At 30.6% G+C, this 11,644-nt stretch carries 12 protein-coding genes and 2 tRNA genes; 11 read left to right on the plus strand and 3 right to left on the minus strand.

Annotated features, from left to right (window positions below; translation table 11 throughout):
• Positions 1-168: 168 nt before the first annotated feature.
• The 3 genes from BM024_RS01310 (at position 169) to BM024_RS01320 (ending at position 3,832) form a co-directional block, all read left to right on the plus strand.
• Positions 169-810 (plus strand): HdeD family acid-resistance protein, encoded by a 642-nt coding sequence (locus BM024_RS01310; RefSeq protein WP_090677646.1) that lies wholly within the window; start codon positions 169-171, stop codon positions 808-810.
• Between the two features lie 119 nt (positions 811-929).
• A complete protein-coding gene (locus BM024_RS01315) occupies positions 930-1,472 on the plus strand; it encodes a hypothetical protein (protein ID WP_090677647.1) in 543 nt (180 codons plus the stop codon).
• Between the two features lie 173 nt (positions 1,473-1,645).
• Positions 1,646-3,832: a glutamine synthetase III family protein gene (locus tag BM024_RS01320; protein WP_090677648.1), complete on the plus strand. Its 2,187-nt coding sequence runs from the start codon at positions 1,646-1,648 to the stop codon at positions 3,830-3,832.
• 89 nt (positions 3,833-3,921) lie between these two features.
• Here the strand turns inward: BM024_RS01320 and BM024_RS01325 are convergent, their stop codons facing one another.
• The 3 genes from BM024_RS01325 to BM024_RS01335 form a co-directional block, all read right to left on the minus strand.
• Positions 3,922-4,437, minus strand: coding sequence for a GNAT family N-acetyltransferase (locus tag BM024_RS01325; RefSeq protein ID WP_090677649.1), 516 nt, complete (start codon positions 4,435-4,437; stop codon positions 3,922-3,924).
• A 151-nt stretch (positions 4,438-4,588) separates the two neighbouring features.
• Positions 4,589-5,122, minus strand: coding sequence for a HutD family protein (locus tag BM024_RS01330; RefSeq protein ID WP_090677650.1), 534 nt, complete (start codon positions 5,120-5,122; stop codon positions 4,589-4,591).
• 141 nt (positions 5,123-5,263) lie between these two features.
• A complete protein-coding gene (locus BM024_RS01335) occupies positions 5,264-6,070 on the minus strand; it encodes an META domain-containing protein (protein ID WP_090677651.1) in 807 nt (268 codons plus the stop codon).
• Positions 6,071-6,348: 278 nt separating this feature from the next.
• On the opposite strand from BM024_RS01335, the gene BM024_RS01340 reads away from it, so the two are divergent.
• From BM024_RS01340 to BM024_RS01375, 8 genes are all read left to right on the plus strand, one after another.
• Entirely contained in the window at positions 6,349-6,987 is a 639-nt protein-coding gene (locus tag BM024_RS01340; RefSeq protein WP_090677652.1) for a LexA family transcriptional regulator, read from the plus strand.
• A gap of 72 nt (positions 6,988-7,059) precedes the next feature.
• The gene (locus BM024_RS01345; protein ID WP_090677653.1) at positions 7,060-7,800 is read left to right on the plus strand and encodes a hypothetical protein; all 741 of its coding nucleotides are present in this window, start codon (positions 7,060-7,062) and stop codon (positions 7,798-7,800) included.
• A 707-nt stretch (positions 7,801-8,507) separates the two neighbouring features.
• The gene (locus BM024_RS01350; RefSeq protein ID WP_090677775.1) at positions 8,508-8,927 is read left to right on the plus strand and encodes a PaaI family thioesterase; all 420 of its coding nucleotides are present in this window, start codon (positions 8,508-8,510) and stop codon (positions 8,925-8,927) included.
• Positions 8,928-8,936: 9 nt separating this feature from the next.
• Positions 8,937-10,001 (plus strand): isochorismate synthase, encoded by a 1,065-nt coding sequence (locus BM024_RS01355; protein ID WP_090677654.1) that lies wholly within the window; start codon positions 8,937-8,939, stop codon positions 9,999-10,001.
• Positions 10,002-10,007: 6 nt separating this feature from the next.
• Complete coding sequence (gene bshB1, locus BM024_RS01360; RefSeq protein ID WP_090677655.1) at positions 10,008-10,724, plus strand: bacillithiol biosynthesis deacetylase BshB1; 717 nt, start codon at positions 10,008-10,010, stop codon at positions 10,722-10,724.
• A gap of 66 nt (positions 10,725-10,790) precedes the next feature.
• Positions 10,791-10,864, plus strand: a tRNA-His gene (locus BM024_RS01365).
• Positions 10,865-10,890: 26 nt separating this feature from the next.
• A tRNA-His gene (locus BM024_RS01370) sits at positions 10,891-10,964 on the plus strand.
• 43 nt (positions 10,965-11,007) lie between these two features.
• Positions 11,008-11,574 (plus strand): pentapeptide repeat-containing protein, encoded by a 567-nt coding sequence (locus BM024_RS01375; protein ID WP_090677656.1) that lies wholly within the window; start codon positions 11,008-11,010, stop codon positions 11,572-11,574.
• The last annotated feature ends 70 nt before the right edge of the window (positions 11,575-11,644 follow it).

An 11,644-nucleotide genomic window follows, 5' to 3' on the forward strand; every position in this document is an offset into this window, starting at 1 on the left:
TAAAACGTTCTAAGTTAATTATAAAATGTATTATAAATGATTTGTTTTTATAGAATATATCTCAATGTAATTGGTTAGATAATTATTTAATCAATAGGTAATATTTTATTTATATAATTGTTGTATTTTTACTATAGAACTTAAATTAATAATTTAATAGAGATAATTATGGAAAAATCATTTATTAAGACCGTTAGAAATACAGTTAATCATTGGTATATCCCTTTAATAATAGGGTTGTTTTTTGTAGTTAGTGCGCTTTATATATTTCGAACTCCATTAGAATCCTACGTGTCTTTGTCAATTCTATTTAGTTGGTTATTTCTTGCATCAGGTATTTTAGAAATACTTTTTTCATTGTCAAATAGGAAGGAAATAGAGAATTGGGGGTGGACATTATTTGCTGGGATTTTGAATACTGTTATTGGTATTATCCTTTTGTCTAATCCTGGATTTACAATGGTGTTATTACCTATCTATATTGGATTTGGATTAATGTTTCGTTCCATTCATGGTATGTCCAGCTCATTTGAATTGAAAAGTTATAAAGTTAATGGATGGTGGCAACTTTTAATTCTAGGTGTTCTTGGGTTGATATTTTCTGTAATTATGATTTTTAATCCTTTATTTGGAGGAATTACAATTGTATATTGGACAGGAGCATCCTTATTAGCTTTGGGATTCTTTAGTATTTATTATGCATTTGTCTTGAGAAAATTAAAGAAGTATTCAAATAATATTTCAACGGATTTGAAAAATCGATATGAAGCTATTCAAAAGGAAATTAATGATCAATTGCGCAATAGTTAAATAAAAACATAGTTTAACCATTTATTTATGCTGTTGTATAGTCAACTGTGATTGAATATGTATTTTTGGCTTGCTTATTGTAATGAGTTAAAAAGATAATAATTATAATACCTTTAGATATGAAAAAGATTTTCTTACTTTTTGTGGCTGTAGCCGGATTGATAACATTTCAAAGTTGTGAAGGACCACAAGGACCTCCAGGTTATGATGGAGCTGTGCCTGTTGTTTATGATGTAAAAACTGATTTAATACCTAATAATGACTTTCAAACTACATTTAATTTTAGTATTCCATTGTATGATGAAGATATTGTTTTAGTGTACTTTTTAGATGCAAAAACAGATAACGGTACAAAAGTGTGGCGTATGCTTCCTCAGAAGTATTACATTGATGTAAATAACAACGAATATGAAGTTGATTATAATTTTGATTTCACACGATACGATTTTAGACTCTTTTTATCATCCAATTATCCAAATATAGATATTATAGGTAATGGAGCTTGGACTAGACGATTGGAATTTAGAGCTGTGGTACTAGAAGGAGCATTCGGTAATTCTAGAATAGCATCATCACAATCTTCAATTCCTGAGACTATAGAATATGAGACTCTAGCTAAAAAATACAATATCAAAGAATCAGATGTAATTCGTTTGAATTAAATAAAAACACACATAATATTATAAAAGCCATCTTAAAACAGAGATGGCTTTTTTTGTTTAGATTATTTTTTTTATGTTGCAATGAAAAAAAGAGGGGGTAGTTGGCTGTATTAAGTGTAAATAAATTAAATTTGCAGTGAAAAACAGGGGGTGCCCTATTAAAAATTACATTTATGTCAACATTTCGTTTTCGAGCAATTGAGAAAGCAACTTCAAGAGAAGTTGTTAAAGTAGAAGAACTGGGTAGAAAATCATTAATTTTTGGTGACCACGTATTCAACGACAAATCTATGCGTCAATTCTTAACACCAGAGGCATATCAGGCAGTTAAAAATGCTCAGTTAGGAATTAAAATCGACCGTAAACTTGCGGAATACATCGCATTGGGAATGAAAGAATGGGCACTTTCAAAAGGAGTTTCTCATTATACACATTGGTTTCAACCGTTGACAGGAACCACAGCAGAGAAACACGATGCTTTTTTTGAAACGCAATTTGATGGAGACCCTGTTGAAAAATTTAATGGAAGTCAATTGGTACAACAAGAACCAGATGCTTCAAGCTTTCCAAATGGAGGTATAAGAAACACTTTTGAAGCTAGAGGATATACAGCATGGGATCCTACATCACCAGCTTTTATATTCGGAACAACTTTATGTATCCCAACTGTGTTTATTTCTTATACAGGTGAAGCACTCGATAATAAAACACCATTATTAAAAGCTTTGAATGCTATTGATGCAGCAGCTACTGAAGTTGTAAAGTATTTTGATAAAAATGTAAAAAAAGTAACAGCAACTTTAGGTTGGGAGCAAGAATATTTCTTGGTAGATTCTGCTTTAGCAGCATCACGCCCTGATATTTTATCTACAGGTAGAACCTTGTTAGGACATACTGCGGCAAAAGGACAGCAGTTAGATGACCATTATTTTGGTTCTATACCAACACGAGTTTTAAATTATATGCGTGATTTAGAGAATCACTGTATTCTTTTAGGAATTCCAGTAAAAACTAGACATAATGAAGTAGCACCTAATCAATTTGAGTTAGCCCCTATTTTTGAGGAAACGAACTTGGCAGTGGATCATAACTCGTTGTTGATGGATGTTATGAAAAAAGTGGCTGAAAGACATCATTTTAAAGTTTTGTTTCATGAAAAACCTTTCAAAGGAGTAAATGGATCAGGAAAACATAATAACTGGTCTTTGGCGACAGATACAGGAGTAAACCTGTTAAGTCCTAGTAAAACACCTAAGAGCAATATGCAGTTCTTAACTTTCTTTATAAATACGATAAAGGCAGTTCATGACAATGAAGAATTATTGCGTTCTTCAATAGCTTCAGCAGGAAATGAGCATAGATTAGGGGCTAATGAGGCGCCACCAGCCATTATATCTGTATTTATTGGACAACAACTAACAAAAGTGTTAGAAGAGTTAAAAGGTGTAACAGACGGGAAATTGTCTCCTGAAGAGAAAACAGATCTAAAATTAAATGTAGTAGGAAAAATTCCAGATGTATTATTGGATAATACAGACAGAAACAGAACATCTCCATTTGCTTTTACAGGAAATAAATGGGAATTCAGAGCCGTTGGTTCTACAGCAAATTGTGCAGGACCTATGACCGTTCTAAATACGATTATGGCAAAACAGCTTCGTGATTTTAAAAATGAAGTTGATGAACTAATTGAAAAGAAAGGAATGAAGAAAGACGAAGCTATCTTTAATGTGCTTCGCGAGTATATCAAGATGACAGAGAATATTCTTTTTGAAGGAGATGGATATAGTAAAGAATGGGAAATGGAAGCGGAAAGAAGAGGTTTAAGTAATCATAAACATACACCGGACGCATTAAAAGCTAAAGTTTCTAAAAAATCAATGGCTATTTTTGAAGAAATGGAAGTGATGAATAAGATAGAGATGGAAGCGCGTTATGAAATTGAATTAGAAGAATATGTAAAGCGTATTCAAATAGAAGGACGTGTTTTAGGAGATATTGCAAAAAACCATGTTATACCAACAGCGATTCGCTATCAAAATCTTGTAATTGATAATGTAAAAGGATTAAAAGAAATTTTTAGTGATAATGAGTTTGAAGCAGTAGCTAATGAACAATTGCAAATCATTAAAAAGATATCTCATCACATCGCTAATATTAATATGAAGGTGGTTGAAATGACAAATGAAAGAAAAGCTGCTAATTTAATAGAAGATGTTGAAATGCAAGCTCAAGCTTATTGTCATAAAGTAAAACCATATTTTGATGAGATTCGTTACCACAGTGATAAATTAGAAATCATAGTAGATAATGAACTTTGGACTTTAACCAAATACAGAGAGTTATTGTTTACAAACTAGAGAAACAATCGTTTTTTGTAATAAGACTATTCAAAAAAGGGCTATCTAATTAGATAGCCCTTTTTATTATATGAGATTCTAAACCTAAATTATATATTTTGTTTAGTACAGACAATTTGAAAAGTTGCCCATTCTTTTCCGTCTATAGTAATATCATCTATAAAGCTTAGTCCAACTTTTTCTAATACTCTAATTGAAGCGGTATTATCTATCATTGCTCTACCGATAATAGTATTTAATTTTAATTGTTTAAAACCATATTCTATACAAGCTAAGGCACTTTCTGTTGCATATCCTTTATTCCATTCTTCTTCGAAAAATCGAAATCCAATATCTGTTATTTTTTCAGATTTGTTGTATTTCAATCCGCACCATCCTATAAAAACATTTGAAGATTTATCAATTGCGGCCCATCTTCCATATCCATTTTCTTTATAATCTTTGTAATTTTCAAGAAAAGATAATGCTTCTTCTTTATTTTTAAACGCTTTATCTCCGGTGTATTTTATGACGTTCGGATTTAAATTTAATTCAAAGAATTTTTGAGAATCTGTAATGTTTAATTCTCTTAAGTAAAGTCTTTCTGTTTCAATTACATATTGCATTTTAAACAGTTTATATATAGTGTTTTACCTAAATTTAAATCTTTTTTTAGGGTGAGGTGATGCATTTTACTTTAAAGTTGATTTATCTATGATTAAACCTGAAATAGATACTAGAATATAAATTCAAAAAGAAATTAAATATAATTTATCATCAAATTTCGATAACTATAAAATCAATAGGTAAAAGTATAGATGTAATATCACTTTGCAGTATAATTAAATCTTTTGATTTTATCAATTTATTAGAATTATCAATGTTAAGCATGCATTCTTTTAGAGCAAAAAGGATTGTTTTTCTTGATGTCACTTCAATTAGTCCACTATCAATGCGTATAGATGCATTATCAAGTTGCTTAGTTACCATTAAATTGAAATCAGATCCTTTAGAATAAGATAATACTTCATCATTGGAATCAAAAGAAAATATTTCAAGAGGCTTGAATGATTTAATAATTCCATTATGTTTTATATTTAAGTTGTTATCCAACATAATTAAATAGCGATTATATCCCTTGAATTGTGTAAATAAAGATTCTTCTATTTCAATAGTGGCACTACTAATTCTATAATAAAAGTTTTTATCAGAATAGTTACTTTTTAATGGATGGATGTAGTATTGAAATGTTTTTCCACCATTCCAAACAGCAGCAGTCAAAGATTCGAAAGGAACTATTTTAGTCGACATGTGATATCATTTTAAGTTTTCTAATATAATTAACAATTAAATAACATGGTAAAAATAGTTCTTTTTGCGAATGTCTCTTAATAAATTGAAATAAAAAAGCCCTCTTTAAAAAAGAGGGCTTTTTTATAATATTAGGTATTATTACTTTCTTTTGAAAGTCAATAAATCCATAGAATCATTGTTAGACAAAACTAGGTAATCACCATCAATTCTAAACTTTTTTACTGCATTAATAGCATCTGTAAAAACATGTTCTTCGACACCTTCACAAAACATTTTAGTCATTGCAATAGCACCAAATTCGATTGAATCTCCACTGCTTTTAAAAGTAGATGAGATGTTATTACAACCTGTGTTTCCGCTTAATTGCTCACCATTAAAAGTAAGTTCTGGTGTTTTTAAAGGGAATCTCATATCAATTCCTTTAGCACTTCTATCTTTAGTTTGAATTTTAACTAATTCCCAAGTTCCTTCGATGTTTGATTGCTCTTTAACAAATCTCATGATAACCACATCATCAGATAGAAATAAAAGCTTACCATCTGAGATAGTAAATTTAGTTGCTTTAGATAAAGTTTGATTAAAAGCATGGTCTTCTACACCTTGACAAGCCATCATAGTTGAAGCTAATTTATCTCCTATGCTGATTTCATTACCGTTTTTAACTTCATAACTACCACTAATTCTATTGCATCCATCTGAACCATAAACAGTAGAGTCAGAAGTGTTAAAATTTAAATTAGGAAGTTTGTTTGGAAACATTTCATTTAATTTCTTTCCCTTTTGATTAGCTGATTCTATGAAATCTAAAGTCCAGTTTCCTTGAAGTTCTTCTTCAGTAACGTTGGTTATTTCAACAGTTTCATCGGTTTTAGTAGTTGTTTTTTTAGTTGTGTTACAAGCAACGGTAAAAGCCATTATGGCTAATAATAGAATACCTTTTTTCATAGTTAAAAGTTTTAATTTTTTTAATTAATATCAAAGTTTATGCCATCAAGGTGATATATCAATGATATTTTACAAAATTACGAATTAATAAAAGTGCAACAAAGAAGAAAAATAAATATAATATTAAAATTATGGTTACATAATGTGACTTTCGAAAAAAGCTTGTGTCTAAATTGAGAACTGTGAAGTTAAAAGAATCAACTTAAGATGTTTTTTTTTATTAAATTCACAACAATAATGATTCACCAGATAAAACTAACTTATTAAAAATTAAAGGTATGCAAAGTGCGAAAGGTATTATAAAAAGACTGAAAGAGTTTTTGAAAATAAAGACGGATTTAGAGCTGGCAACTATACTAGGGGTGAAACCAAACACTATTTCATCTTGGAAAAAAAGAAACAGCTTACAATTTGAAACAATTATAGATTTGTGCAAAAAGAATAAGATTGATTTAAATGAGCTATTTTATTCCGATGTTATAAATTACAAAAGTGAAAAACAGAAGAATTCTAAAGAAGTTAAACTTGTTTCATCAGAATTACATTTTCAATATCTATTAGATTCAAAGGATACATTAGCTTCATTACCTGTTTTTAATTTTCCATTTTTAGAAGATGTTGAAATTGGCTTTCAAGTCATTAGTGAAAACATGGTGCCCACAGTGAGAGTTAGTTCGTATGTTATTTGTAAGAGACTTGAATTAAACGCTCTAAAACCTTTGGATATTTACGTTTTACACTTGAAAAACAAAGGATTGTTTGTGTATCGTTTCGAGAGAGAAGAGGTGAGTGGCATTCTAGTGTTTGGAAGTGACAACAGAGCTTTTAATGATATTGAGATTAATCCACATGATATTGAAGAGATTTTTGTAGTGAGGGGGGCTTTTTTACCAAGTTTTAGAGGATTAGCTTCTTAAAAAAAAGTTAAGAATATTTTAGGATATGATTACAACTTGTTTATTTTTGTATTTCACTTATAAAAAATTAACATGCGCTCTTGGTATACTATTTTATTTGTTTTTTCAGTTGTTTTTGTTTCTTGGTCTCAATGTGTCGAATCATCCCTTTTGAAAATCGGTGGAGATTACAGAAACACTGATTATATCGACCATTGTCCTACATATAATTTTAAGTACAGTACTGTCAATGATAATTCTTGGAAGTTAGATGGTATAAAGGGGAGTTCATCAGCTATTGCTAAAGAGTTGAATGATGTTAAGAAAAATTTAGAGAAGAAGTTAAGTAACCAACTTGGAACTGATTTGTTTTCTAAACTAGAGTTACAGTCAGTTAGCGTTAGTGTTTATGATAGTCTTTCTAAAATGCAATCTCGTTATCCCGTTGTGGATTTAGCTAAATGTAAAACTAAGTACTTCTTTTTCTACCATTTGTTACCAACCAAAGGTGTGAAGTTTTGTGTTGGTATTGCTTTAGATGACAATCAGGATATTATATCAGAATTACCTTTTCCAAGTATAGATAATCCAACAGTATTAGATAATTCTCTAAATGTTTGCAATGCAATTAGAATTGCAAAGGAGTCTGGAACTCCAATTATGCCAATACAGGATGTATATTTTGATTTTGATTTTGAACGTGGAGCTTATGTTTGGGTAGTACGCCAAAAAGTTCGTAATCCTTATGGAAAAGTACTAGAGTATAATGAGGTTACTATAGAAGCAGTTGATGGTACTCAAACCACTGCTTATAAAAAGACAGTAGAAAATTAAATAGTTGCAATCTTCTTTATTAAAAGTAGTGTGTTTTTTGAAATTTTTTAGAATGACATTATTAAATGCAGAATAGAGAAGCTTTTAGTTTAAGTAGGGACTGGTTTTTTAAGACACACCTTTTACTCATCAGTAAAATCAATTTTGTATAGCTCTATCATAAAGCTCTTATTCTTAGATGAGGGCTTTTTTTTTTAAGGGTAATTAATTCATTTTAGCTATTTAAATATATTCGGTATTAAGATTGAAGTATGAAATATTACTTTCAAATTAAATAGAAATATAAGAGAATTAGATTTTCCTGTTTAATTTTTCTTATCTTCTACGGATAGTAAGCTATGATGATCTTGCTGGAATTTATGGAGAATTCTGCTATCTATTCTATGTTTTTAATGTTTATTCAAATAATTTTAGCTCTTTTCTATTTTCTGAAAAATCAGTAGCCTTTTGCATTCAAAATATTCTTTATATGTAATCATTGTCTATTTTATTTAGATTGGAAGCTAATTGGTGATGGATTGATATGAAAGGAACTATTGAATTATTGAATGTAGGTTTGTGTAAATAATGTATAAAAGTACTTTTTGTTTATTAGCTTATTTAAATTATATAATTTAATATACTATATAAGATTTACATTTGCATTAATAGGAAATGGATTAATAAAGAGTGAGTTTAAAAACAATAACAATAAAGAGGGAAATAATATGTCTGTAAATAAAGAATATTTTTTAGAACAATGTAAAATGTTTTGCAAAAATACATTAATGGAAACATTAGGTATTGAATTTATTGAAGTAGGTGATGATTATTTAAAGGCAAGTATGCCTGTTAATAAAATCGTTCATCAACCTATGGGGTTACTTCATGGTGGTGCCTCTGTTGCGTTAGCAGAAAGTGTTGGTAGTTCGGCTTCATTTCTTTTTATTGATCCTACAAAACAAGAAGTTAGAGGTATAGAAATATCAGCAAATCACTTAAAGAGTAAGAAAGAAGGTATGGTTTATGGGACTGCCCGTATTATTCACAAAGGAAGAACCTTACATTTATGGGAAGTGAGAATTACAGATGAAGAAGATCAGTTAATATCACTTTGTAAAATAACCAATATCGTTATAAATAAATAGGTTATAGTAATGAATTTGAATGATTACTTGAATATAAATAAAGAATCTAGAAAACCTTTCGTTTTGTTTAGTAAACCTAATTCAGAGCAATTAATAGGTGTGTTTCAAGAAAACACTAATCACTATAAAACGTCAGATTTCACAGAATCTGGATTTGTATTTGCTCCATTTCATGGAGAAGAAGCTATATTGATACCCTTAGAGTTTTCTGAAATTATATTAGAAACACACATTGAGAGTCTATTAATTGAGACTAAGACAGATGAAATTATCACAAGGAATGAGAAAGAACAAGAAGCTTTTGAAGACTTGGTTACCCGTGGAATAGAAGCAATTAAAAATGGAGATTTTGAAAAAGTAGTGCTTTCTCGAAAAGAACGTGTTAGTTTTCGTGCAGTGGAATTATTTGCATTGTTTAAGAGGTTAAAGAACAATTATCCTACAGCATTTTGTTCTTTATTTTATCATCCAACCATTGGAGTCTGGATGGGAGCTACACCTGAGCAATTGATAAAAGTTGAGAAAGGAGAAATTAAAACCATGGCTTTGGCTGGAACTCAAAAGAATTTGGGGCAAAAAGAAGTTGTTTGGGGAGAGAAGGAGCATGACGAACAGGAATATGTAACAAAGTTCATAGTAGATTCATTAAAGCCCTTTATGATAAGTTTAGAGATTTCTGAACCTTATACAAAGAGAGCTGCTAAAGTAATGCACATATGTACAGATATAAGGGGAGGGTTAAAACCAGGAGTTGGGTTAAAGCCTATTCTCAGTGCCCTTCATCCAACACCTGCAGTTTGTGGTATGCCTAAACAAGAATCACGTGAGTTTATTTTGAAGAATGAAGGCTATGACCGAGCATATTATGCAGGATTTTTAGGAACTTTAAATTGGAACTCTGTTTTAGGAGAAAATGAAGGAACAGATTTATTTGTAAATTTAAGATGTATGGAAGTGGAGGAAACTCATGTGAACTTATTTATTGGATGTGGAATAACAAGAAACAGTGTTCCTTTTGATGAATTTGTAGAAACAGAGAACAAATCTACAACTATGAGAAAAATATTAAATTAAACGTTTATGAAGTTAGATATAGTAGCATTTGGAGCACATCCAGATGATGTAGAATTAGGATGTGGTGGAACTTTAGCAAAAGAAATCTCTTTTGGAAAAAAAGTAGGAGTAGTGGACCTAACACATGGAGAGTTAGGAACTAGGGGAAGTGCTGAGATAAGAGATATGGAAGCTAAAGCTTCAGCTAAAATAATAGGATTAGAAGTTAGAGAGAATTTGGGTTTTCGAGATGGCTTTTTTGTCAATGATGAAAAACATCAGTTGGAAGTTATAAAGATGATTCGAAAATACAGACCTGAAATTGTGTTGTGTAATGCAATTGATGACAGACATATCGATCATGGAAAAGGAAGTAAGTTGGTTTCCGATGCTTGTTTTTTGTCAGGATTAAGAAGGATAGAAAGTACTTTAGATGGAGAAAATCAAGAGCCATGGAGGCCTAAGTTGGTCTATCATTATATTCAATGGAAAAACATTGAACCCGATTTTGTAGTAGATGTAACAGGTTTTATTGATATAAAAATGAAGGCGGTTATGGCTTACAGTTCTCAATTTTATGACCCTAAATCAAATGAGCCAATAACTCCAATCACTTCTAAAAACTTTTTAGATAGTATACTTTACCGCTCTCAAGATTTGGGAAGGCTAATTAATGTTGAAAATGCAGAAGGATTTACAGTTGAAAGGTATTTGGCTGTCAATAGCTTAGGAGATTTGATTTGATTTTGTTTTAAAATTATTTGTAAGGTATAGAATAATCTCTATATTTGCACTCGTTAAACAGAAACGGTGAGTGTAGCTCAGTTGGTTAGAGCGTCGGATTGTGGTTCCGAAGGTCGTGGGTTCGAGACCCATCATTCACCCAACTTAAGAAGTAATGTTTAACACGGTGAGTGTAGCTCAGTTGGTTAGAGCGTCGGATTGTGGTTCCGAAGGCCGTGGGTTCGAGACCCATCATTCACCCAAAGCGGTTTACGTAGTAAGCCGCTTTTTTTATTTTATATATATGCGTTTAGTTCAAGAAACAACCTTTTCTGGTATTGAGTGGGCAGTAAACAAACTAGAAATAGGAGAGTTTGTAGATTGTGTTTTTGAAAACTGTAATTTTAATGAAGCCGATTTAAGTCGGTTTGAGTTTGAAGATTGTGTTTTTAAAGATTGCAACCTCAGTATGATTAGTGTTGTTGCTACTTCCTTTAGAAAGGTAACTTTTGAGGACTGTAAGATAATGGGGGTTCACTTTAATAAAATACAGCAATTTTTGTGTGATATGCTTTTTGTGAGTTCTAATTTAAGTTATTCAGTCTTTTATGAACTAAAAGTAAAAGGACTTCAATTTGAAAACTGCAAGTTACTACAAGCAGATTTTTCTCAATCTGAATTGAAAAGTGCTGTGTTTAAAGACACAGATTTGTCAGGCGCTGTGTTTAATGCTACGGATTTGTCTATGGCAGATTTTAGAACAGCAATTCAATTCCAGATCAATCCAGAGGATAACACATTAAATAAAACCCTTTTTTCTAAAGAAAATGTATTGGGATTAGTAAAACATTTACCCATTAAAATAGAGTAGTAATTGCTTTGCTTTTTAATTATAAAAAAAAGGATTGTCATTATGTGACAATCCTTTTTTGCGATTAGTA

The organism is Myroides guanonis (assembly GCF_900114085.1).
Lineage (GTDB): Bacteria > Bacteroidota > Bacteroidia > Flavobacteriales > Flavobacteriaceae > Flavobacterium > Flavobacterium guanonis.

Excerpts from the sequence above, each read along its gene's own strand:
- BM024_RS01330 (WP_090677650.1), bottom strand. The coding sequence starts at position 5,122 with ATGTCGACTAAAATAGTTCCTTTCGAATCTTTGACTGCTGCTGTTTGG.
- BM024_RS01310 (WP_090677646.1), top strand. The coding sequence starts at position 169 with ATGGAAAAATCATTTATTAAGACCGTTAGAAATACAGTTAATCATTGG.
- BM024_RS01320 (WP_090677648.1), top strand. The coding sequence starts at position 1,646 with ATGTCAACATTTCGTTTTCGAGCAATTGAGAAAGCAACTTCAAGAGAA.
- BM024_RS01340 (WP_090677652.1), top strand. The coding sequence starts at position 6,349 with ATGCAAAGTGCGAAAGGTATTATAAAAAGACTGAAAGAGTTTTTGAAA.
- BM024_RS01350 (WP_090677775.1), top strand. The coding sequence starts at position 8,508 with ATGTCTGTAAATAAAGAATATTTTTTAGAACAATGTAAAATGTTTTGC.
- bshB1 (WP_090677655.1), top strand. The coding sequence starts at position 10,008 with ATGAAGTTAGATATAGTAGCATTTGGAGCACATCCAGATGATGTAGAA.
- BM024_RS01355 (WP_090677654.1), top strand. The coding sequence starts at position 8,937 with ATGAATTTGAATGATTACTTGAATATAAATAAAGAATCTAGAAAACCT.
- BM024_RS01315 (WP_090677647.1), top strand. The coding sequence starts at position 930 with ATGAAAAAGATTTTCTTACTTTTTGTGGCTGTAGCCGGATTGATAACA.
- BM024_RS01345 (WP_090677653.1), top strand. The coding sequence starts at position 7,060 with ATGCGCTCTTGGTATACTATTTTATTTGTTTTTTCAGTTGTTTTTGTT.
- BM024_RS01335 (WP_090677651.1), bottom strand. The coding sequence starts at position 6,070 with ATGAAAAAAGGTATTCTATTATTAGCCATAATGGCTTTTACCGTTGCT.
- BM024_RS01325 (WP_090677649.1), bottom strand. The coding sequence starts at position 4,437 with ATGCAATATGTAATTGAAACAGAAAGACTTTACTTAAGAGAATTAAAC.
- BM024_RS01375 (WP_090677656.1), top strand. The coding sequence starts at position 11,008 with ATGCGTTTAGTTCAAGAAACAACCTTTTCTGGTATTGAGTGGGCAGTA.